Origin of the sequence: Leptolyngbya cf. ectocarpi LEGE 11479 (assembly GCF_015207065.1) — a bacterium.
GTDB classification, from domain to species: Bacteria; Cyanobacteriota; Cyanobacteriia; order Phormidesmidales; family Phormidesmidaceae; genus Leptothoe; species Leptothoe ectocarpi.
In genome coordinates, this window is the sequence record NZ_JADEXP010000039.1 from 1 (window position 1) to 21238 (window position 21238).

The 21238-nt window shown below is 51.3% G+C and carries 21 protein-coding genes; 6 read left to right on the forward strand and 15 right to left on the reverse strand.

What is annotated here, in order from left to right:
• The coding region (locus IQ260_RS06805) for a response regulator (protein ID WP_193992060.1) at positions 1–951 on the forward strand (951 nt) is incomplete at its 5' end.
• A 17-nt stretch (positions 952–968) separates the two neighbouring features.
• Here the strand turns inward: IQ260_RS06805 and IQ260_RS06810 are convergent.
• The 4 genes from IQ260_RS06810 to IQ260_RS06825 form a co-directional block, all read right to left on the reverse strand.
• Positions 969–1715: a metallophosphoesterase gene (locus IQ260_RS06810; RefSeq protein ID WP_193992061.1), complete on the reverse strand. Its 747-nt coding sequence runs from the start codon at positions 1713–1715 to the stop codon at positions 969–971.
• Between the two features lie 354 nt (positions 1716–2069).
• Complete coding sequence (gene bioB, locus IQ260_RS06815) at positions 2070–3092, reverse strand: biotin synthase BioB (protein WP_193992063.1); 1023 nt, start codon at positions 3090–3092, stop codon at positions 2070–2072.
• Between the two features lie 103 nt (positions 3093–3195).
• A complete protein-coding gene (locus tag IQ260_RS06820; protein ID WP_193992065.1) occupies positions 3196–4065 on the reverse strand; it encodes a cold shock domain-containing protein in 870 nt (289 codons plus the stop codon).
• A 117-nt stretch (positions 4066–4182) separates the two neighbouring features.
• Positions 4183–5268 (reverse strand): radical SAM/SPASM domain-containing protein, encoded by a 1086-nt coding sequence (locus tag IQ260_RS06825; RefSeq protein ID WP_193992067.1) that lies wholly within the window; start codon positions 5266–5268, stop codon positions 4183–4185.
• Between the two features lie 223 nt (positions 5269–5491).
• On the opposite strand from IQ260_RS06825, the gene IQ260_RS06830 reads away from it, so the two are divergent.
• Entirely contained in the window at positions 5492–5710 is a 219-nt protein-coding gene (locus IQ260_RS06830; RefSeq protein WP_193992069.1) for a hypothetical protein, read from the forward strand.
• A 25-nt stretch (positions 5711–5735) separates the two neighbouring features.
• Positions 5736–6314, forward strand: coding sequence for a PAP/fibrillin family protein (locus tag IQ260_RS06835; protein WP_193992070.1), 579 nt, complete (start codon positions 5736–5738; stop codon positions 6312–6314).
• 71 nt (positions 6315–6385) lie between these two features.
• On the opposite strand, the gene acsF is transcribed toward IQ260_RS06835, so the two are convergent.
• From acsF to IQ260_RS06855, 4 genes are all read right to left on the reverse strand, one after another.
• Positions 6386–7474, reverse strand: coding sequence for a magnesium-protoporphyrin IX monomethyl ester (oxidative) cyclase (gene acsF, locus IQ260_RS06840; RefSeq protein ID WP_193992071.1), 1089 nt, complete (start codon positions 7472–7474; stop codon positions 6386–6388).
• Between the two features lie 207 nt (positions 7475–7681).
• Positions 7682–8842: a hypothetical protein gene (locus tag IQ260_RS06845; RefSeq protein WP_193992072.1), complete on the reverse strand. Its 1161-nt coding sequence runs from the start codon at positions 8840–8842 to the stop codon at positions 7682–7684.
• Positions 8843–8870: 28 nt separating this feature from the next.
• Positions 8871–9341 (reverse strand): hypothetical protein, encoded by a 471-nt coding sequence (locus IQ260_RS06850; RefSeq protein WP_193992073.1) that lies wholly within the window; start codon positions 9339–9341, stop codon positions 8871–8873.
• Positions 9342–9381: 40 nt separating this feature from the next.
• Positions 9382–11148, reverse strand: coding sequence for a M48 family metallopeptidase (locus IQ260_RS06855; RefSeq protein WP_193992074.1), 1767 nt, complete (start codon positions 11146–11148; stop codon positions 9382–9384).
• A gap of 232 nt (positions 11149–11380) precedes the next feature.
• On the opposite strand from IQ260_RS06855, the gene IQ260_RS06860 reads away from it, so the two are divergent.
• Positions 11381–11866: a DUF4079 domain-containing protein gene (locus tag IQ260_RS06860; RefSeq protein ID WP_193992075.1), complete on the forward strand. Its 486-nt coding sequence runs from the start codon at positions 11381–11383 to the stop codon at positions 11864–11866.
• Positions 11867–12007: 141 nt separating this feature from the next.
• On the opposite strand, the gene IQ260_RS06865 is transcribed toward IQ260_RS06860, so the two are convergent.
• The gene (locus tag IQ260_RS06865) at positions 12008–12538 is read right to left on the reverse strand and encodes a GIY-YIG nuclease family protein (RefSeq protein ID WP_193992077.1); all 531 of its coding nucleotides are present in this window, start codon (positions 12536–12538) and stop codon (positions 12008–12010) included.
• Positions 12539–12839: 301 nt separating this feature from the next.
• Positions 12840–13838 (reverse strand): hypothetical protein, encoded by a 999-nt coding sequence (locus IQ260_RS06870; RefSeq protein WP_193992079.1) that lies wholly within the window; start codon positions 13836–13838, stop codon positions 12840–12842.
• Positions 13839–14085: 247 nt separating this feature from the next.
• Here IQ260_RS06870 and IQ260_RS06875 point away from each other — a divergent pair, with 247 nt between their 5' ends.
• Both IQ260_RS06875 and IQ260_RS06880 read left to right on the forward strand, forming a co-directional pair.
• The gene (locus IQ260_RS06875; RefSeq protein ID WP_193992081.1) at positions 14086–16632 is read left to right on the forward strand and encodes a GH116 family glycosyl hydrolase; all 2547 of its coding nucleotides are present in this window, start codon (positions 14086–14088) and stop codon (positions 16630–16632) included.
• 27 nt (positions 16633–16659) lie between these two features.
• A complete protein-coding gene (locus IQ260_RS06880; RefSeq protein ID WP_193992082.1) occupies positions 16660–16959 on the forward strand; it encodes a hypothetical protein in 300 nt (99 codons plus the stop codon).
• Between the two features lie 270 nt (positions 16960–17229).
• On the opposite strand, the gene IQ260_RS06885 is transcribed toward IQ260_RS06880, so the two are convergent.
• From IQ260_RS06885 to IQ260_RS06905, 5 genes are all read right to left on the reverse strand, one after another.
• The gene (locus tag IQ260_RS06885; RefSeq protein ID WP_193992084.1) at positions 17230–17817 is read right to left on the reverse strand and encodes a methylated-DNA--[protein]-cysteine S-methyltransferase; all 588 of its coding nucleotides are present in this window, start codon (positions 17815–17817) and stop codon (positions 17230–17232) included.
• A 73-nt stretch (positions 17818–17890) separates the two neighbouring features.
• On the reverse strand, positions 17891–18205 hold the full coding sequence (locus tag IQ260_RS06890) for a HigA family addiction module antitoxin (RefSeq protein ID WP_193992086.1): 315 nt from the start codon (positions 18203–18205) through the stop codon (positions 17891–17893).
• An 8-nt stretch (positions 18206–18213) separates the two neighbouring features.
• Positions 18214–18543: a type II toxin-antitoxin system RelE/ParE family toxin gene (locus tag IQ260_RS06895; RefSeq protein ID WP_193992087.1), complete on the reverse strand. Its 330-nt coding sequence runs from the start codon at positions 18541–18543 to the stop codon at positions 18214–18216.
• Between the two features lie 53 nt (positions 18544–18596).
• Entirely contained in the window at positions 18597–20174 is a 1578-nt protein-coding gene (locus IQ260_RS06900; RefSeq protein ID WP_193992089.1) for a hypothetical protein, read from the reverse strand.
• A gap of 53 nt (positions 20175–20227) precedes the next feature.
• Positions 20228–21193, reverse strand: coding sequence for a homocysteine S-methyltransferase family protein (locus IQ260_RS06905; protein ID WP_193992091.1), 966 nt, complete (start codon positions 21191–21193; stop codon positions 20228–20230).
• Positions 21194–21238: the final 45 nt, after the last annotated feature.

Here is a 21238-nt window from a genome sequence, read left to right on the forward strand (position 1 = left end):
GGGTTGACCATTAGTAAACGTCTGGCTGAAACGATGGGGGGGCGTTTGTGGGTTGAAAGTGAGCTGAATAAAGGCAGTACGTTCTTCTTTTCAATTCGTGCCCAGGTGGATCCTGTCGCTGTTCAGCCGGAACCGCCTGCGGCTCTGACGAGTTGGGCCCATCAACGTATGTTGGTCATTGATAAAAATACGACGCGGCGCACGAGTTTAGGCTGGCAGTTAGAGGCGTTAGATATTGAGGTTGTCTTTAGCCGTAGTGTGGCTGATGCATTATTGCTGATACAGAAAGGACAAGAATTTGATGGGGCTATCTTAGATGCTGCGATCACAAAGATCGACAGTCTGAGTGCGGTGGACTCGTTGCGACGAGCCATGGATAAACCGGCGATGCCATTGATTCTATTGGCGAATTTGCAGGAGAATATATGCCAGGATGACTGTGGTGACATCGCGGTTGTCTGGAAGCCGATCAAACAGTCATCACTCTATCGAGCCTTGAGGCAGATTCATCCTGCTCACGTGGCGGACGTGCAGTTATCGATAGACGAGTCGGTGCCGTCGGCTATCGGGTGGAAGGTGCTGGTTGCTGATGATAACCCGGTGAATCAGCGGGTGGCGCAGCATATGTTGCAGCTATTGGGGCACGAAGCCGACACGGTGGCCACTGGAGGGGCTGCGATCGCAGCCGTAGAGCAGGGGGCCTATGATGTTGTGCTGATGGATATGCGGATGCCTCAAATGAGTGGTGTAGAAGCAACCCGCCGCATTCGTCAACTGGGTCAAAAGATTCCTCAGCCATGGATTATTGCCATGACAGCCAATGCTAGCTCAGAAGATCGTGCCCGTTGTCTGAAAGTCGGTATGAATGACTATCTGAGCAAACCGATCCGCCGCGATAGTCTTGCCCGCATGTTTATGAATATTCCTAAGTCCTCTGATGTTTCTGTCTAAGGCGTTTGTAGAACAGCTTAGGATACCAGCTGACTGGAACGCTGTTTGATTTTGTGCTGGACCACCATGGCTTCCGCCTCGTTGCTTGGCCGGATCCGCAGCATATTATTAAATACGTTGAACTGATATACCATGCCGTTATCGACATCCAATGCGGTTAGCCAGCCACTTTTAGGGTGATAGGCACCCGTATCAATATCGAGCCAACCGGGGCCCTTGGCGATTTCTCCAGGATCAATGCCAGGGAGTGTGAAGGTAATGGTATGACCCGTGATGATCAGCTTGTCGGGAAAATAAGCCTGTTTATGGCTGTGAAAAATGTCCCGAATCCAGCAGTATTCATGGCTAGTTTGTTCTGCTAGGGTGCGCTGGGGATTTAACCCTGCGTGAACCAGCCAAATATCACCTAGATCAAGATATAGGGGCAGGTCTTTAATCCAGCTGAGGTGGTCAAAAAGCTCGTCTACGCTAGTGTAGCTAGAGAGTGTAGACTGCCCGCCGCTATATAACCAGCCTTGGAAAGCAGGCATGTGGGCTTCACCGTTGGGGAAGGCTTCAAGCAGTAGCTGCTCGTGGTTTCCCATGACGCACCGATAGCCATTTGTCCGCACATACTCAACAACTTGACGGCTTTGGGGGCCGCGATCAATCAGATCGCCAACGAAATAAATTTCATCTTTGAGCCCTGGATCGACGGCTTCAAGTAGTCGCATGAGACCGTCATAATGGCCATGAATATCACCAATAAAAATACGACGGGTCATAGCAAGTGTGTAGTGAAGTGTCTAACGGCTAAGGGGCAGCGGTGGGTGGGGCATACATCAAGACATGAACAGCATTATGAAACAACTATCGGACATGTATCGCTCTAGTATGCCTTTTTAATACAGGTATACAACACGGTGATCGGCAGGATTTTCCAACCCTTTAAGGAAGGTTTATGGCTGCCATAGACGGATGACACAAAATTACGATGACCGTTGATGGTTATGTCTGAAGTTGCAGCACGCTTATGGGTGAATGGATAAACCTAGAGTAGTGGGCTAAAAGCTAGCGAGTGTAGTCTCAAACACATTACTATTATCTATGTTTTACCGATTTACATCAACTAACAGTTATCAATCAAACTTGGTGAGTGGGCTGCCGTCGGGGGCTTCCAGAATAAAGCCGGCATCGCGCACCATGGCATAGTCTGCTTTGGCACTTTGTCCTGCTGTTGTGAGGTAATCGCCGACAAAAATAGAGTTGGCTGGGTAAAGGGCGAGGGGTTGTTGCGATCTCAAATGCACTTCTCGACCTCCCGCGATCCGAATTTCCTGGGAGGGTAACAAAAACCGGAATAGACACAAAATCCGCAGACAGCGCTGGGGAGTTAGCTCGCTACGAGCCTCGAAGGGGGTGCCTTCAATGGGAATCAAAAAGTTCACAGGCACGCTGGTGACATTCAGCTCCCGCAAAGATTGAGCCAGGTTAATGATGTCTTCGTCGGATTCTCCCATACCCAAGATGCCGCCAGAACAGGTGGTTAGACCAGCGGCTTGGACCGCTTTGACTGTGGCTAGGCGATCCTGATACCCATGGGTGGTGCAGATGTCATCATGGTGAGCTTCAGCCGTATTCAGGTTGTGATTGATCCGATCTACCCCGGCGGCTTTGAGTTGGTGAGCCTGGTCTTCGTTCAACAGACCCAGGGTGGTACACACCCGCATGGGATAGTCAGCTTTGAGCGCCCGTACCGCATCTAAAATTTGGTCAAATGTTTTAGAAGACGGGGTACGACCTGAAATCGCCATACAAAATGTACCGGCTTTGAGCTGATGGGCACGGTCGGCAGCGGCTAAAATCCTGTCCTTTGCCATCAGCGGATATTTCTCAATCTCTGCTGTTGAAATTTTTGACTGGGAACAGTAGTGACAGTCTTCAGGACATAGGCCGCTTTGGGCATTGAGCAAAAAGTGGAGCCGCACCCGATTGCCCCAGTAGCAATGACGTACCTTATAAGCCGCTGCCAACTGTGCCAGCAGTTCGGTGTCATCTGCCTGCAGCACCCTCAGGGCATCTTGATGATCAAGCACCTGACCCGCTAAGGCTTGGTCAGCCATCAAGTTCCAATCCACTGATGTGCGTACAGCTTGAATCATCCTAGGGCTCCTTCTCAACAATGGCGCAGGTGCTCCTCTACGTTAATACGAGATGGGCTTTTGGGGATACAAGAGGCCGTTTATGATGCTAGGGAGCGCCTGGTCATAAAATACGAATATGGTCTGCGTAGGCTTTGCCTGCGGTAATGTGAGCGGTCACCTCCACCTCCATGCCTCGTTCCAGCTGGCCAAAAATCTCATGACCAATGTATTTCTGATGAAAAATAATATCCTTGGAACCATCCTTGGGCTCAATATAGCCATGGTGATTGCTCTGTTTTAGCTTGAATAATAATTTCACCACCCCCTGTTTTGTAATGCTTTTAGAGTCAGTGCCAGGGGTTTCTGAGAGCGTGGAAGTAGATCGTAGAGGGGCTATATTGGTTTCGGCAGAGTTAGCATCACTGATATGAGAGATGCCATCAATGATGCTGGTGGCTGATTGTTCTGTCGGCAAACTCTCTTGTTTGCTTGCCGGAAATGTGGGGAGAGGGCCAGGCTTTGTAGGCAGCCTGGTCTCTGAAGCCGGTAAGTCTATATCCGAGAAATCTGGCTGTGATTTACTTGGTGCTGCGGTCGGTTGTGCCTCTGTCTGTGGGGGAGGCTGGGATAGCTGGTGACTGAGATCCTGTATGGCTGGGTTAGGAGAATATTGATAGTCGCTCAGTAACACCTGGAAGTTCGACTCTGAGGCTTCCCTGGCCTCCTTAGCGGAAGTTGGATTTGTAGGCTGGACCGGCTGTTCTGAGGTAGAAGACTCTGTGTCCAGCTGTTCGTTGGGCTGTTCGTAGGAGGGAATCGGAGTCGGAACTGAGTGGGATGACTCCTGAGAATCAGGGGCTTCTCGATGTTGCTGAGATGGCGGTAATCGTTGCTGGGGTGCTGGCGGCTGGTGGTTGTCGTTTGATCCTCTTACCTGAGCTAATATGTGCTGCAGCCAGTGCAAGAAATCCTGTATGAGTCGCCGTACCATGGCATCTGAGGCAATAAAAACTTATATCTCATTCTACCGCTGCTATGGCGCTTCCCCAGTTATGAAGCCGCTGGCCTTGCTAGCAATTTGAACCTGTACTGAGGTCAGCACCTGTCCTTAGACCTCTCCCCAACCGGGCTGTAACTGCTTCATGATCGGGTTGTAGACTTTAAAGTAGGCAACTGAACCCACCTGCCGCAGTAAAGCCTTTTGGGCTGTATCAGCTCCCATACACCGCTGACAGACAGGATTAGTGACTTTGAATTGATCAAAGCCTTGCCGCAGTCCGCAGGCGGGCTGTTGAGTATCTAAAATGTCCCTTAAAGCGTGATTTTGTAAATTGCCGAGGGGAATTTGACCGTCGTAATCCTTGCAGCAGGGGACAACGGTGCCATCGTATAAAATACCGGCTTGGTCTGAGGTGCCGTTGCAGTAGCCAAATTTGGCCGGAATCACTTCTTCGCTTTCCACATTGCCCCAGCTATCGAGGGGAAATGTCTCTAGAGCGAGTTTGGGGGTGAGTTCAATCACCTGCCACCGACCGGGCTTATGACGAGCGATGCGTTGCCGAAGCTGATCATCGCCAGGGCGTTCTGCACAGTCTGCTAGCAGCCGATCGGCCCAGGCTGTTAGCTCCTGTTGCATTTGGGCCTTGCCCTCGACCACGTGCATTTGCTTGTGGGGCACCAAAAACGGATGGGGGGTGGTGTCTAAAAACTTGAGATGAACGCGGGTCTGGGAGTCGGGATGGGCGAGGTTTTCTCTCACGTACTGGGTGATCCCATCAAAATACTGTTCGGGTTTGAGCTTAGGGGGGGCACCCCGGATGATAAAGGTAACTGGGTCGGGCGTCTGTAGAGAAATGGTGACCTTGGGAATACCGGAGGCAATCAGCCGTTGACGATGTTTGGGGAAGAGGTGAAAGGTGCTGCCGTTGGTGGTGAGGTGCAGGTTGATTCCGCGTTCTAGGGCCATGTCAATGGCTGTGAAAATATGGGGATAGATCAAAGGTTCGCCCATGAGATGAAAGGCGAGGATCTTGGCCAGATTATGTTCTGCAATCTCGTCGAGGATTGTTTCTAAAAGCTCCAGGTCCATATGGCCACGTTTGCGTTCCATAATGGCATCTGGGCAAAAGTCACATTTGAAGTTGCAAACGTTGGTGACTTCGAGGTGAAGGCGCTCGAGCCGGTAGCTGACCATCGCAGAGAGTGTTAGACAGAAATTAGGTCGTCTCAGCTTAACAGGGCTATGTGAACATCAGCTGAGAATTTTGTCAGCATGTAAACAGATTTGGGGACGGACGATGGGAAGCAGCCGGTTTTAGGCTAGGAGCTTAAGTTTTTTGGGAGAGTCTTTCATCTACTTGGAAGTTCGCCCTAGCCTAAAAGATAGTTTTTGCTGAGATCATTCAGATAAGTAAATTATGACCGTATCAACCTCCAAGGACCAGTTGAAGATGCTTTCGGAAGCAGATCGGATTGATCTGCTGAAGGGCTACGCGGAGCAAGATGCGATTTTTGGCAGCCCCAATCCCCGCTACAAGCAGTGTAAGATCTATTGCGATCGCTATCTCAACGTTCGCATTCAGCTAGTCGGCACCGATGGTTTAAACGACGCTGATTTAGACTTGACCATTTTCTAAACCCCGTCCCATCAGCATAGACACCATGAATGAGAGTGCAGCGGTTTTAGAGCGAGCGGTCAGTGCCCAGCAAACAGGAGCAGCTGAGCGGCCCAACGCCCCCGAATTAGTGACGGCGCTCCAGACCACAGAAAAGAGCACTAAGGCCAGATACGCCCTGAATAATCTTGTCGGCACCTGGCGGCTGCACTTCATTACAGGCACCAAAAAGACGCGAAAAAAAGCAGGTGTAGCGTTGGGAGCAGGGCGCTATTTGCCTAAAATCGTTAAGATTCAGCTGACATATCAGGCTCATGAGGGAGAGCAAGGATCAGTTCAAAACTCTGTGAGATTGGGGCAACTCAAGTTAGAGCTCACAGGGCCTGTTAAGTTTTGGCCTAAAACTGGCTGCCTGGCCTTTGATTTTACTCAGATACAGATTGCCATTGGTGGCTTGACCCTTTACCAAGGGCGGATTAAACCAGAAGCCGCTGACCAGGAGTTTTATCGGCAGACCCTTAAAGAACAGGCCTTTTTCAAATACTTTTGGGTGACTGACTCAGGCATTGCGGCTCGTGGGCGCGGCGGTGGTTTAGCCCTATGGTATCTCGAGAATAGTGGCTAAAAAATAATGAGCTGGTGGACATATCACCAGCTCATTATTTCAAACATCAGTTTTTTTCAAACTCTGGGTTGCTAACGAACAACGCCGCGAGTGGCAGCCATGTCGATGGGCTTCATAAAGTACAGCTGGATCATCTTCACTCCGATAGTGGCGATGTGGGGGAGCTGACGTAGTACCTGGATAGGCTTAGGCTGCTCAGACTTGCCAATGGCAGAAATCTTAAGGCTTGCGTCAGAGGCCGTATCCATGTGCTTAAAGAAGTCAGGATGCTCCACATTTAGCATCACCGGAAAGACCTTAGCCGCTGACTCGTTAGTTTTCTTGATGACGTGAATATCATACTCACGGGCATCTAAACCCAGCGATGCATAGAACCCACTGCGCTGAATGTCGTTTAAGAACATGGTGGCAAACACCGACAGTAGGAAGAAACGACACCATAGCTTAGCTTTCCAGTCATTCAAAAACTGAGGCTGGGCCTTCATGATGGCAGAGAAGAAATCACCATGGCGGTTCTCATCCTGACACCAATTCTCAAAGAACTGGAAGATGGGATAAATCCGGTTCTCAGGATGGGAATCGAGGTGACGGAAAATAGTGATATAGCGCCAGTAGCCAATCTTCTCAGACAGATAAGTCGCATAGAAGATGAACTTAGGCTTAAAGAAGGTATAGCTCTTGCTCTTCGTCAAAAAGCCGAGGTCTAGCTGCAGGTTGAAGTCCGACATCGCCTTGTTGAGGAAGCCGGCATGGCGGGCCTCATCGCGGGACATCAGGTTGAAGCCTTCCGCTAGAAGGGGATTTTTGTCCTTGAGACGACGGCCTAGCTCCTTGTAAAGTAGGAAACCAGAAAATTCAGCGGTACACGAGCGCTCTAGAAATTCAATGAAAAGCTCACGTGTTCTACCGTCGATGTGCTCCCAAGACTGGTCAAACACATCGGTCCGCACGAAGTGATGGCGGTTATAGTCAGCACGAAACTCTTCGATGATGGCTCGTACCTCATCCTCATTGACGGACATGTCCATCTTGGCCATCTCGTCAAAGTCGGTGGTATAAAAGCGAGGGGTGAGGATCGTGTCCTTTGAAGGTGCCTTAACCCCAGGCCGTAGCTCGTCAAATTGAGTCTTTTCCTGAGGTTTCCTTAGGGAATCTACCATGAGTCCTCTATCAAGATATTTATGGTTAAAGCGCTATGAAACCGCATTCGGATATCGAGCCAGTAAATTGATAAAAAGCTGGCAACGTATGTGGATATTAGTGTACCAAGGTCGCTGACGTCGGGTCGCTGACAGGGGCCGAATAGGTTACATTTCGAAATAAATCTAGGGTGGACACTTACGCCGGTCATCATTTAGAGACTAGGGCTATAGTCGTTCATGGATTGATAAGGACGGGTGGTTTTTGTCCCGCTGCCAGAGGGGGCTCAAAATCCAGAGCACTACAAACGGTAGTAGGCCAAACCAGAGGGTGTGATAGCTAAATATCCCAAAGAGACCGAAGATCTGACGGGGGATGGGCGTGGTATTCCAGAGAAGACCCACTAGCACGGCCAGCCCCACTGAACCCAGACTCAGTAGGGGCGATGGCAGTTTGGCTAAGCCTCTGATTTTCAACAGCTGGGGATAGAACCGTTCATACAGCGTTTGCCAGTCTGGAAACGCTGCATAGATACTCAAAACTGAGATAAATGGAATACCCAACAGCAACGTGTTGAAACTATGAAAAATCGGAGCTAATCGAAAGATTAAGGCTTGGGCTATCCGACTAAACAGCACTAAGACAAAGGCCGCCTCAAACAGCAGGATGACGTACTGGGCCGGAATGATAAATGCATCTAGCTGGCCTAGTTTAGGCCCCAGAGGACTGACAGGAAACCCATTGCTGAGATAGCTGGAGACTCCCTTGACGAGCAAAAAGTCCCCGACAAATCGAGGATTCACCAGCCAATCTAGGCTGATGAGTTTTTCAATAACTGCAGATAGAAACAACATCGACAAGATCACCATCAGCCCACGAGTTGGCCAGATGTAATGCCAGGAAGACGTTTTGGGATCCACGACCGGTTGCCCTTGTTGTTGTCTGAGCAGCGCATCTATAGAGTAGGTGGCTCCCCAGTTAGAAAACAACATAAACAAGGGCACATAGAAGACCGTAACCACGAGGGTACGGTCTTCCACTAACAGCCCGGTGCGAAAGACAGCCAGAGCGAACCCCATGATCAGCACCATCAAATTCGCGATGCGGGTTTTGTACCCTATTAGCTGTAAAACCAGCGAGATGACCAGCAGGATTTCCATTGCAGGGTAGGCCGCTCCTGGCAGTGGAGATAGTCCGCTAAATAAAATAGTGGGCCGCCATTGACTTGTGGGCACCAGGCTCAGCTCAGTAAACCGTAGTTGGGCGAGAAACCACAGATAAAAAAGGCTGTACACAATGCGGTAGAGCCCCATGCGTCCAGCCGCATTTTTGGCTGGACGTGTAAGCCATAGACTATAGCGACGCTCAAGACTCTGGAAGCGGTTCATGGAGGCTATCAAAAGATCTTTAGATCTTTTAGTCAAGCGGATGGGCCGCAAAGTCGTCAATAAGATGAGTTTGGGCAGGTTGGTCAATAGCAATTGGGGGATGTTGATCAAAATCGACATCCCAGAGCTTGTGCCAGATTTCAATCCGCTCAACCTTAGAATCAAGGACAAATTCTATTTGACGAGTCAGGTGGGAGCGGTGGCCTGCTTGGTCTGGGTTGGTTTCATCCACCGCATTTTGAACGAGTTGATGTCCAGGTTTTTGAGGAGACGAATCGTCATCTAATGTATACAGGTCCATAGGGCGTAGGATATGCTGCTGCCCTGCACTGTCTACTACATGAAGTTCAAGACGACTCACTTGGGTAGGTGCTGCGTAGTCGCCACTTGCATACATATCCCACCAGGTGAAGGGCCACAGACCACCCCCCAGGACCAGGAGTAAAAAAGATGTGCCTGCAGTCAAGTATTTGGCTAAGCGCAAATTTTGAATTTCCATGGCTGCCAGTGTATCCCATCGCTGTTCTCAGCTTGGAGCCTCACTGCAGATTTTCTTCCTGCTCTACGGTGTCTGGTGCATCAGACCCAGTTTCACTCTCCGGAGCCTGTTCCTGCCGCACCTCTTCAACGGCTTCTTCGATGTCCTCATCATTGGCCACGGTGTCATCTTCAACGGTCTCACCATTTTCAGCCTCATAGGCCGCTAGCTCGGCCTCGGCCCGCGTTTGGATAGCTTCATGGTCAAGGACGCCTTCATAGGCATAGCGGTTGTAGCCGCCATTTTCGACGATGGCTTGTAGATAATCGACCCGCTCTTGGGGGGCTGGGTGGGATGACATCCACGGCACCACCTGCCGGTCGCCATAGCGTTCGTCTAGTGCCAACATGAGGCCATGCATACCATCGGCAGCGTAGCCGCTAGATGCCAGGATTTGGGTGCCGACAATATCGGCCTGGCGTTCCATCTGACGAGAATAGCCGGAGACAATGGCGTTGGTGACTATACCAGGCAAGGGTAAGTACTGGGTGAGGCTGGCGGTCAGGTTGCCTTTGGTGACGATCTGAAAGCCGTGGGAGAGGACGGCGTGGGATAGCTCGTGGCCTAGTAGACCGGCTAGCTCAGCTTCGGAGTCTGTGTCGAGGATGGCTCCTGAATTGACAAAAATCTTGCCGCCAGGGAGGGCAAAGGCGTTGAGGTTGCGATCGAGAACGACGTCAAAGGTGTAGTCAAAATCGTCGCGGCCAGCGACAGCAGCGAGTTTATTCCCAATACCGCGTACGTAGCCCAGCAGTTCTTCGTCTTCGGAAAGGGGTAGCTGGTCGCGGGCGGAGGCGGCTACGGATTCTCCTAAGGATTTTTCGCCCTGGAGTAGGATTAGGCTGGAGTTGAGGGCGGTAAAGGGACCGTACAGGCCGCCAGTGAGAATATAGCCAGCGGCTCCGGTGAAGATATTTGCGATCGCATTATTACGAATTTCCGCATTGGTGGCAGACTTAAACCGACGCAGGTTTTCCTCCGCCAGACCCGCATAATGCTCTGCCTCCGGATGGTCGGCATTGAGCAGAGCAAACTGACGCGAAGCAATAGACGCTTCAATCCACTGTTCACGGGTCATCATCAGCTCAATCTGGGCGCTGAGCAAATCCGGATCGTAGGGATAGAGTGTGAGCGCCTTTTCGAGGACAACCTCGGCCTCATCGGGACGCTCGTAGGTTTGCAGCAGCTCCGCGTAGCGCACATGACCGGGAATAAAAGCAGGCACTTCTGCCGTGATTAAGCCCAGGGAAACCAGCGTTTGAGATTCACGCCCGGCCTCAATGCCACGGGCTGCCTCACGCCAATAGACGGCACCTCCAGGCGATAGCTGCTCCGGGTCACGAAAGGGCTGGGCCGGGATATCTTCGAGATCGTCTTCATCTCGCCAGCCAAAGGTTTTAGCTTCGCGGTAGATAGCTTCAGCCGCTGCAATGTCTCCAGCGAGATACAGTCGGTCGGCTTCGATAATAAGTTCTCGTTGAAACCAGGTTTCATTCTCTAGGGCGGCGGCCTCCGGGTCGTAGGCAGCCTCTGGTTCTTCTGCCGGGTCAGCTTCAGTCGGCTCGGTAGTCTCGGTAGTCTCGCCGCTGTTATCTGCTGGGTCGGCGGGCTCAGCTGTCTGCTCAGGCGTATCATTGTTGGCCTCGCCTGTCTGCACAATGTGGTCAGGACGCTCCGGTGTAACTGCCTGCCCAGGCAGTGTGGCGAGCAACAGCGTCATGGAGAAGCCCACTGCTAGCAGCAGTGCAAACCGTTTAATTGCCGTCATGGTGAATAGGAATAACGGGTCAAAATCATGGGGTGATGCGGTATCGAGGTGTCCCAATAGTGATTATTTTGACAAATCTCCTTCGAAATAACCTGAGTGCATTGGCTTGTTTGACCGTCGCTGCAGTGGTCAAGCGGCGTTGCCCATCAGTGAAAATCGCTCAAATACAACAGTCGAATGGTGTGGGGCACCATATACTAAGTTTTATGACGCGTTACGAAATTAACCCACGATGAGCCCTGATACCCTTGAGGCAATTAAGCCTTATCTCAATTTTTTCCATCCACTTTTAATGTGGGCCTTGTTTGGTCTCACGATCTATGCCATGTATTTGGGCTTTCAAAGCCGCAAGGTGCGCTATGCCAGCGGCGAAGAAAAGAAGGCTCTGATCAAAGGCAAGTTTTCCATTAAACACCATCAGATGGGCTCGATTATTTTGGCGCTGATGGTTCTGGGTACCATCGGTGGCATGGCGGTGACCTATATCAATAATGGCAAGCTGTTTGTAGGGCCGCATCTGTTAGCGGGTCTAAGTATGACTGGGCTAATTGCGATCGCAGCCTCCTTAGTGCCTCTAATGCAGCGCGGTAATGAAACGGCTCGTCTCACTCACATTAGTATCAATGTTGTGCTGGTTGGTCTCTTTGGCTGGCAGGCTGTCACGGGTATGCAGATTATGCAGCGGATTTTGGAGACTGCCTTTGGCATTGTCTTTTAGTTTTGAGCCGTGAGGTCGATACCTGATATTTGAGTATCTGACTAAATACCTGAGCAAAAGAAACCGGCCATGGGTCGGTTTCTTTTTTTGTCCTGCTATTCCCTAGCAAGTCGATAGATCCAGATGCACTCTGAGTTAGTGCTATTTCAGCGCTAGCACGCCCTGTTCCTTAAGTTTGGGATTGAACTTAATGGGAATCTGGGCACCTCGGGCGGCGACGCTGGCTTTAACATCAGCTTCTACACGGCGGGCAAGCTTTTTGAGCAGTTTGTTGGTATCGGCAGGCTCGGCATTTGCGATCGCATCTCGCTCGGTATCCGTCATAAAGACCTTGGCATCAATCGGCTTTTCCCACATCAGCTGCTGATCGCTATTGCCAGGTGGTACCGAACCATATTCGCTCAGCCAGGCGTTACGAATTTCGTCCAGGAGTGTGCGACTAGGACGGGCCACCGTATAAACCTTAAACCAGTGGCACTGCTGCGGACAGCGCACCAGGTGCTGGGTGAGGCCCACGCTAATATCCCGTGAGTAACCCACATACTGCAGCGATTCCGCCTGGTCAAAGATGGCGTAAATGCCCACCTTGCCAGCTAGTCCTGATGGCAGTTCACCGTCTACAAGGTAGGGCTGCATGTCTAAACTGGCCAGGGAAGGAAGGGAGTCTGCCATGGTGGGAGTGCATTAGGTACTGGGTCAACGTTCCCTATCCTAAGGCGGCGGTTGTCCGAAACCCGATTCTTTCAAATAAACTCAACGATTGCCATCCCACCCGTTTCAAAAAGAAACACTATAGTGAAGGAAAATGTCTAATTGCTTATAACCCCGATATGAGTACACCCAAAGACGTGACCAATCGGATTATTTTTGTCCTGTTGATTGCCTTTATCGGCTGGCAGCTATTTCGTGTTGGTTTGCTCGTTGGCGTTGCCAACGGCTGGATTTAGAGAGGCTATGGACGGGTCTGGGGTGTTCAATCGCTTTGACTTGTCTCGATAAAGCCGATAACCTCTCGCATGACACCGCTGACACCCAGGCTGTTGACCCATAGCAGCTCTCCCTTGAGGGCATTCCTGTCCTTAAGCTGACTGATGGACTGTGCCAGTGGATGATTGATGTATCCAATAATCAAAATGATTAGGTCACAGTTTTCCAATTTTGGCCTGAGCTGCTGCTGCGGTATCTTATCCGGCGGGATCTGGATGAGTTCTTTGAGTCTGTACTGCTGCTGCAGTTTTTCAGACACGCCACGCGTCATGTTCTCATGTCCCCCCACCATGGCAATCTTCCAGGTTGATAGATCGAGGGACGGTGGCGCAGGTAGGTGCTCCTCGCTGTTATGGGCTTCCGCCATGACCTGAGCCCTGGCCCTACCTAGCTCAACGTAGCAGCTCCCCAGCTCGGATTGCTGATTTTCTATGGCTGTTTCCAATTTTTGAATTTCATCGTCAGAAACATTGATAAAGGCCGTATATTCTTGCCGGAGCGATGTCTGCTGCTCTTGGAGGGCGAGATAATTCTTGTGGGTGTCTAGCCAACGTTCTTCGAAATCAGCGCTGGTTTGTTGGGATTGCTTCACATCTGCCTGGAGCTGCTTGACCGTCGTGTTAAAAGACTGTTTCGTTTGCTTATACTGAGCCTGAATCACGTGTAGCTGCTGTTCTAGGTCAACCTGACGCTGTCGAGATTCGAGCAGCTGTTGGGCTGTCTCTTGTAGCCGTTGCTGTAGTGTATGGCTGTGTTGCTGCGATGTCTCCTGACGCTGTTGAGACTGGTCGTGCTCCTGACGTAGGGCAACCAGCTGACGGCTCATCTCTTGCAGCTGCTGTGCTAGGGCATGGTTCTCTTGCTGCGATATCTCTAGCCTCTGTTGTAGCTGATGTATTCGCTGCTGGGTTTTGCCGGTGATACTTTCCCAAAGCTGTAGATACCAAAGACTGGCACGTCTGATAGTTTTGCGGATAAGTTTCATACCACTGTCCGGTGCGGCTATTAATGATTGGCTCTATTTGGAGCTGTATAGATGCGGGTGGGCCTGCCCCTGTTAACGCTTGTCTGTGGCCAGAATCATGGTTTGAGCAGTTGCTAACAACAACGCTAGCGTAATCTTGGCGAATTGTCCGTAAGATGCAGCCTGCCTCCGAGTGTTTTGGCAGGATGCATTTCCCAGGTTCTACACACCCCGATAAAATGCTGATTGCTGTTTGTGACGGTAATCTATGCCCGCTCCCAAAATTCCCTCCGTTGCTTGGACCTGGCCTATTGGCGCGACCTGGGAAATGCCTTACATTGTCCGCTATGCCAGTAATTTAGATGACGGTCCAGAGCATGGTATCCCCTTGGGGGGGCTGGGAGCTGGCTGCATGGGTCGGGCTCCCAACGGGATATTTAACCTGTGGCATTTGGATGGGGGAGAGCATACGTTTGCTCAGTTTCCTGCCTGCCAGTTTTTAGTTTGTGAGGAAACGGCGGGGGAATCGCAGACCTATGCCATGGCCACATCGGGCGAGGGGTTAGATAGCTGGCAATGGTATCCGGCTTCGGCTGCGCTCAGCCTGCAGGACGATAAAAGAAGTAGGGTGGGCAATGCCCACAATCTAGAAGAAAGGGAAAGGGGAAAAGGGGAAGGCGGAACTTACAAAGCCTTATACCCTCGTAGCTGGTACTGCTATGAGGATATCTTTCAAGCAGAGCTAACCTGTGAGCAGTTTTCGCCCATATGGCCCCATAACTATCAAGAGAGCAGCTATCCAGTGGCGGTGTTTGTGTGGACGGCCCATAACCCGACAGACCAGCCAATTACCCTGAGTATTTTGCTGAGCTGGCAGAACATGGTGAGCTGGTTTACGAATGCTGAAGCGTCGCCGGAGATTCAGCAGCGGGAGGATGGCAGTCCGTTTTACGACTATGTGCCCCGGCTGCGGCAGAGTGCGGGCAATTTTAATCGGCGGGTGCATAGCGACCATGCCACAGGCATTGTGATGGATGGGGGCTGGTCAGGCAGCCCTGGCGAGGGCGACGGACAGTTCTGTATTGCGGTGCCAGCGGCGGCAGGGGTGACCTACCATACCCGCTGGAACCCAGCTGGAGACGGAGCAGATCTGTGGAACAGCTTTGCGGCTACCGGTAAATTAAGAAATGTTGCTGATACAACGTCTGCCGGTGAAGATGAGCAGGTGGGGGGTGCGATCTCAATCGAACTCACCCTAGCCCCTAACGAAACCAAAGAAATCCCCTTCGTACTGAGCTGGGACCTCCCCGTCACTGAGTTTGCCACCGGAAAACGAGCCTATCGGCGATATACCGATTTTTACTCATGCTCCGGTCGCAATGCCTGGCAGATAGCTCAAGATGCTCTAGCCAACTACTCAACCTGGCGACAAAACATTATCGACTGGCAGCAGCCCATTCTCGATCGATCAGATCTCCCCGACTGGTTCAAAATGGCCCTGTTTAACGAACTGTACGACATGGCCAGCGGAGGTACCCTCTGGTCCGCCGCTAGCGACGGTGACCCGGTGGGCCAGTTTGGCATCTTGGAATGCATGGACTATCGCTGGTATGAAAGCCTGGATGTGCGACTATACGGTGGCTTTTCCACCCTGATGCTGTGGCCAGAGCTAGAAAAGTCCATCATGCGAGCGTTTGCCCGAGCCATTCCTACGGAAGATCCCAAACAGCGCATTATTGGCTATTACTACACCGTTGGCGAAGGTGAGCATCTGGCCCCCCGAAAAATCAAAGGTGCCACCCCCCACGATCTGGGGGCTCCCAATGAAAACCCCTGGATTGCCACCAACTACACCAGCTATCAAGACTGCAACCAGTGGAAAGATCTGCCCAGCGATTTTGTACTACAGGTCTACCGAGCTTTTTGTTTGACTGGTGGTGACGATATTGAGTTTTTGGCCGAGTGCTGGCCTGCGGTAACTGAGACAATCCAGTATCTCAAGCTGTTTGATCTCGATGGGGACGGCGTTCCTGAAAATGGTGGTGCTCCTGACCAAACCTTTGACGATTGGCAGCTAAAAGGATTAAGCGCCTACTGCGGTGGTCTCTGGCTAGCAGCGTTGGAAGCCGCCATCAAAATGGGTGAAATCCTACAGCAGCACCAAAAAATCTCGGGCAGCTTTGCTATTCTCAAGTCTCAATATCAGCGCTGGATAAAACAGGGCAAAATTGTCTATCAAAACAAGCTGTGGACTGGCAGTTTCTATCGTCTGGATGCCGAGAGCAAATCCGATGTGGTGATGGCCGATCAGCTCTGCGGTCAGTTTTGCGCCCGTCTGATGGATCTGCCAGACATTGTCGATGAAGAATACATCGATATCGCCCTAGACACTATTTACGATGCCTGTTTTATAAAATTCAACGAGTATGCCGCCAAGCATGCCACACCGCAAAATCAAAAGTTTGAAGGTGCCCAGGCTGGATTTTTTAGTGCGGCTCAGCTAGGCATGGCCATTGGTGCCGCTAATGGTGTCAAACCCGACGGTTCCCCCCAGAACCCGGACGATACCCATCAGCTGGAGGTGTGGACCGGCATTAACTTTGGCCTAGCCGCATTTTTAGCCCAGATGGGCAAGCGGGAGCAGGCCATGGCGATTACAGAAGCCGTGGTGCGCCAGATTTATGACTATGGCTTGCAATTTCGCACCCCAGAGGCGATTACCGCCGTAGGAACATTTCGTGCCTGTCATTATCTGCGTCCCATGGCCATTTGGGGGCTGTATGCCCAGCTCCAACCTACAATGGACGTTGATTGACTCACCTAGCTAAGGAACAGCACGTTTATGGGCGCGTTTTCAGGAGCCAATAACCACACCACCAGTGGTAATGTCGGTGTTGCCATCATCGCCGGAGTCGGTGGCGATCTCGCCTTTCAAGACTTTGCCACCGATGCTACAGGCGAGCTAAAAAGCTATTTGACCATCGGGGGTGACCTAGCCAAGCAGACTGTTGATCTAGGGACTCTTCCTGAGACCAGCGGCTCGTTTAATGTGTCATTCCCTGCCGATACTGACATCAGCCTATTTGACACAGTTGTTGTGGCCACAGGCGAGACCAGCGTAGGTGCGGCTAGAGTGCCTTAGACGTCTGCTGCTAGGCAGAAGCCCGCGCTGAGTTGAAACTCCAGCGCTAACTGAGGGTTGTCCGCTAAAAGGGACAATTTGGCTGGGAGACGCTATTGCTCGATCGTAGACCGGTTGAAGTCTAGTTGACACTTATGAAAGCGAAACCTAAAAACATATCTCCGATGATTGTGTCCCTTCCAGTGGACACCCTTCAGTAGCCCTGGGTTTCCAACCCTGGGCGGATGTGTGCTTTAAATCTGAGGTGAGTTGCACAAGGGATATGAATTGTTATTGCTCGTCAAGTAGAGAAAGTTGTTTCCCATGACGGGATTGTTTGAGCTGAGCTAGCTGTACGCCTTCATGCTCCAGCAGCCAGCGTTTACGCTCTAAACCTCCGGCGTAGCCAGTCAGGCTACCGTTAGCGCCGATCACTCGATGACATGGCAACACAATAGAAATTGGGTTCAGACTGTTGGTAGTGCCCACAGCCCGGACAGCGGCGGGATTACCCAGCTGCTGGGCCAGTTCACCATAGGACATGACACATCCTGGTGGTATCGAACGGAGAGCATGCCAGACAGTGGCCTGAAATTTAGTCCCGCCAGGGTTGACTGGGATCTCATCAATGATGCTCAGATCGCCTGATAAGTAGGCGCGGATGCGGGCCACGATATCTTTGACAGGTCGGTCAGCTTTTCCGTGGCTCATTTCAGTCAAGGAAAATGAGCCATAGCGCTTTTCTAACAAACGCATCATTCTCTGTTCGTAGCCTACGTAATCCAGTGACACTAGCACATCGGCATCGGTGACTAGCAAAATCTCTCCTATGGGAGAGTCTACTTTGGTAAGGCTCAGCGGCTGTGTCGAAATGGCCATAGTGTAGAAATAGCAGCAGCGCCGATTGGGTAAATCGTAGTGTGGCTCAAGAAGTTTAGGTATGGAGAAAGGCTTACGCTTCGATGAGTTCACGCGGCTTGATGCCGGAGACATCTGTTTCCAGCTGTGCGATAGCCAGCCGATACTCGGTCTCAATCCGCATCCAGACCACTGGCGAGCCACCCGTATGAGCGGCAATTTTGATAGCCAGCTCAGGTGTCAAAGCTGATTTACCACTGAGCATGCGACTGATGGTAGAGGCACTAACGCCGATAGCTTCAGCCAACTGCGCACCACTCATATCGTCCATGTGCATATCTTTGATAATTTCTGCCGCTGGCATTGGGCGCTCACACAGTGGCAAGTGGTTAAAGCGTGTCTCAGTCATTTTATGCTCTATGGTCTTGAGTGAGTTCCGTCTGTGTATTCGATACCGGTTACATCGGCAGTCATTTTATTGAAGTGGAATATCAATCGATAGTTACCACTTACTCGAATTTCCCACCAATCTTCGCCGTGCTTCTTATACTTTTGAAATTTATAGCTATTAGCCGAAAAGGTTTCCTTCAGTTCTCCAAACGAACGGACAGTATTCAAAGATTTCAGAATCGCTTTTAGCTTCTTAGCTGCCTTACTTGGCAGCTTCATGTTTTTGTCTTTTGGAGGCTCCTCTTGGGTACCTTTCCACCAGACTTCTAAGTTCTTAGTCTTGAATGATTGAATCATAGCTCATTTTCTGTGCGCTGTGCGCAATTAGCAATATCTTTTAAAGGCATTGCTCAGTTAGCTCCCTGAAATGCTGATTGAGCTAAATCGTATAGCCCTACCATAGCGCCCGGAAATTGTTTGCGTTCTAATGGAATTGCTAGCTGGTTGAGACGTTCTACGATGTCATCTTCAGCGTTTGGTTTTTTTCGGGCTAACAGCATCCAAACGCGAGATTTGCCCTGTAGGGGACCGGCTTTGAGTGAAGTGAGTTCTTGCGCATACTGGTCGAGATCATCACTTTCCAGTTTTTTGATGCCAACATCTAGGGTACTCAGGACCGTATCCGCGTCAGAAAAATTGAAGCGATGGTTGTAATAGCTAAACTGTAGCCGTGCCCTCGAAAAGACGTAGAGCTTATCTCCTGGCTGCCACTGGGCCTGGACATATTCCATCGCGGGTCGCACATGGTCAAAGTGAAATCGGGCGGGCTGCACCATATTCCGTAAAGACTTGCCCACCGGCATGATGATCAGACCGACAGCCATGATTACGCTAATGAGGCTGAGGATGCGGGGGCGTTTGTTCCAGCGGCTTAGCCAAAAGACAATTCCCTCGGCCACGATAATCAATCCGTAGGGAACTAGGAACAACACTAAGCGTTCTCTAAAGGGATATTTGTGTAGGTAGGAGGCGACTAAGTTGGCAATAAAGGGAGCGCCTAGGTAGAGTAGGTGCGATCTCTGATTTCGATACAGACAGACCACACCCGTGAGAAAGGCCACAATTGCAATCCCATCGGCGGGGCTGCTAAACCCCATAGGCCGATAAAAGAAGCGACTCATGGAATCGAGCAGCCACAGAATATCAAACCAGCTGTCGGGGTAACGGCTGGCCCAGCCATCGCTGAGACCAGTTTCTGCTAAGGTTTGGCGAATAATCCCAAAGTAAAGACAGCCCAGGCTGGCGACCCAAACGCTGTAGAGCGGTATGCGTCGCACCCAAAACGCTTTTATCTGTGACCAAGGAGCCTGCCAGAGACGGAGCTTAACAATGTTGCCACCCTCCACTCCGGCCATGACAAAAATGCTGGGAAAGGCCAGCCAGATACTGGCTGCGCCCAGCACAGCGGCGGTGGCTAGCCTATTTAGGCGAGGTTTGATGGTATCTAGAGATATCACCACCATAAACAACCATAGACCCAGGGCGACATCCCAACTGTAGGGTTTGGTCTCACCAGCAAAGTAGACAATATAGCTTTGCATGGCAAACAGCCACAGGGCGATGGGGCGAGTCCAGCCACGGGCAAACTGTCGCGTAAAGCGGTAGTACAGCCATAGCGACAACAGCCCCCCTAAAAGCGGAAATAGTCTCAGGGCATATTCGTGGGTGCCCCACACGTCCATTAAAAATTTCTCAACCCAGAGAAATAGAGGTGGCGCAGCCTGGTTGTAATCGAGCGCCTGGAGCAGCCTCAAATAATCGCGTTCTAGTAAATTGAGAGCCAGGGAGACCTCATCAAACCAGAGGGAGCGATTGCTCAAGTACTGGACCAGCCTCACTAAAATTCCTAGCCCGATGCCGACTAAGGACAGTCGCTCCAGCCAGGGAGCAGGAGGATGGGCTAGGAATTTGCGCGTTTGGGTGAGCACGGTGGATAGAGAAACAGGAGAGCTTTTACTTGTCTACCATGTTTGTCGCTGCCCTACTCAGCCATGACCGGAGCCATAACCGGTCCGCAGACTTTGCAAATGGCCTCAATGTGGCGGTGGTCGGTGCCACAGCAGCCCCCTAGAACGGTTAGGTGGGGCAGTTGCTGCTTGAGGATGTAGAAGCGCTCACCCAGATCTTGGGGGTTGCCGTCATCCAGGGTTTCAGCTTCGTCGAGTTCGGCGTGGCTCATCATGGACGCGTTGGCGCGAATGCCGCGAATGCGCTCGACCCAAGCTCCCTGATTGAGAATAGCCCGGTCAAAGTGGATGGGATGGGCGCAGTTGATCATGTAGTAGGCTGGATAGCCATCGGTGGCCTGATCGACGCTGTTGATGGCGTCCTCTAAGCTCATCCCTGTGGGCAGCTTGCCGTCGGTTTCGACGGTAAAGGAAATGACGACGGGCATCTGGGCCTTTTGGGCCGCGCGGACAATGCCAATGGCTTCTTCGGCATAGGTGATGGTCATGGCCGTAATCAGGTCCGCTGTGGTATTGCGGAAGGTATCAATCTGATCCTGGTGGTATTGCTCAGCTTCGGTGGCGCTCATCAGGCTGTCAGGGTTGTAACCGTCGCCACGGGGACCGATGCAGCCGCTGAGGACGATGGGTGTGTGGGAGGTGTCGTAGGTGTTGCGGGTGAGTTCGAGCAGTGCGATCGCACGTCTATTCACATCCGCCAGTTCTGCTGCACCATACCCTTGACGTTTGCCCCAGTCAGCATGAGCCCGCCAAGTAGGAGCCTCCAAAACCAGACCCATACCGTAGGTTTGGGCCAGTTCACCATAGATATCAAAATAGTTACGGAGGGCTGCATTGCCCAGAGGGCGATCCAGGAGAGTAAATGAAGCAAAATCCGGCAAATCCCAACCTTGCTGAAACAGTAATACGGTCTCTAGGCCAGCATCGGTGATAAAAACACGGTCTGATAGCTGGGGTAGCTGATGTCGATAGTTGGTCATGGATGTGTGTCCCTAACGGGTGTGAACGATTTGGTTTAATTTGAT

Bases quoted from the DNA above. Each gene is read 5' to 3' on its own strand.
- IQ260_RS06810 (WP_193992061.1), bottom strand. From the start codon at position 1,715: ATGACCCGTCGTATTTTTATTGGTGATATTCATGGCCATTATGACGGT.
- bioB (WP_193992063.1), bottom strand. From the start codon at position 3,092: ATGATTCAAGCTGTACGCACATCAGTGGATTGGAACTTGATGGCTGAC.
- IQ260_RS06820 (WP_193992065.1), bottom strand. From the start codon at position 4,065: ATGGTACGGCGACTCATACAGGATTTCTTGCACTGGCTGCAGCACATA.
- IQ260_RS06825 (WP_193992067.1), bottom strand. From the start codon at position 5,268: ATGGTCAGCTACCGGCTCGAGCGCCTTCACCTCGAAGTCACCAACGTT.
- IQ260_RS06830 (WP_193992069.1), top strand. From the start codon at position 5,492: ATGACCGTATCAACCTCCAAGGACCAGTTGAAGATGCTTTCGGAAGCA.
- IQ260_RS06835 (WP_193992070.1), top strand. From the start codon at position 5,736: ATGAATGAGAGTGCAGCGGTTTTAGAGCGAGCGGTCAGTGCCCAGCAA.
- acsF (WP_193992071.1), bottom strand. From the start codon at position 7,474: ATGGTAGATTCCCTAAGGAAACCTCAGGAAAAGACTCAATTTGACGAG.
- IQ260_RS06845 (WP_193992072.1), bottom strand. From the start codon at position 8,842: ATGAACCGCTTCCAGAGTCTTGAGCGTCGCTATAGTCTATGGCTTACA.
- IQ260_RS06850 (WP_193992073.1), bottom strand. From the start codon at position 9,341: ATGGAAATTCAAAATTTGCGCTTAGCCAAATACTTGACTGCAGGCACA.
- IQ260_RS06855 (WP_193992074.1), bottom strand. From the start codon at position 11,148: ATGACGGCAATTAAACGGTTTGCACTGCTGCTAGCAGTGGGCTTCTCC.
- IQ260_RS06860 (WP_193992075.1), top strand. From the start codon at position 11,381: ATGAGCCCTGATACCCTTGAGGCAATTAAGCCTTATCTCAATTTTTTC.
- IQ260_RS06865 (WP_193992077.1), bottom strand. From the start codon at position 12,538: ATGGCAGACTCCCTTCCTTCCCTGGCCAGTTTAGACATGCAGCCCTAC.
- IQ260_RS06870 (WP_193992079.1), bottom strand. From the start codon at position 13,838: ATGAAACTTATCCGCAAAACTATCAGACGTGCCAGTCTTTGGTATCTA.
- IQ260_RS06875 (WP_193992081.1), top strand. From the start codon at position 14,086: ATGCCCGCTCCCAAAATTCCCTCCGTTGCTTGGACCTGGCCTATTGGC.
- IQ260_RS06880 (WP_193992082.1), top strand. From the start codon at position 16,660: ATGGGCGCGTTTTCAGGAGCCAATAACCACACCACCAGTGGTAATGTC.
- IQ260_RS06885 (WP_193992084.1), bottom strand. From the start codon at position 17,817: ATGGCCATTTCGACACAGCCGCTGAGCCTTACCAAAGTAGACTCTCCC.
- IQ260_RS06890 (WP_193992086.1), bottom strand. From the start codon at position 18,205: ATGACTGAGACACGCTTTAACCACTTGCCACTGTGTGAGCGCCCAATG.
- IQ260_RS06895 (WP_193992087.1), bottom strand. From the start codon at position 18,543: ATGATTCAATCATTCAAGACTAAGAACTTAGAAGTCTGGTGGAAAGGT.
- IQ260_RS06905 (WP_193992091.1), bottom strand. From the start codon at position 21,193: ATGACCAACTATCGACATCAGCTACCCCAGCTATCAGACCGTGTTTTT.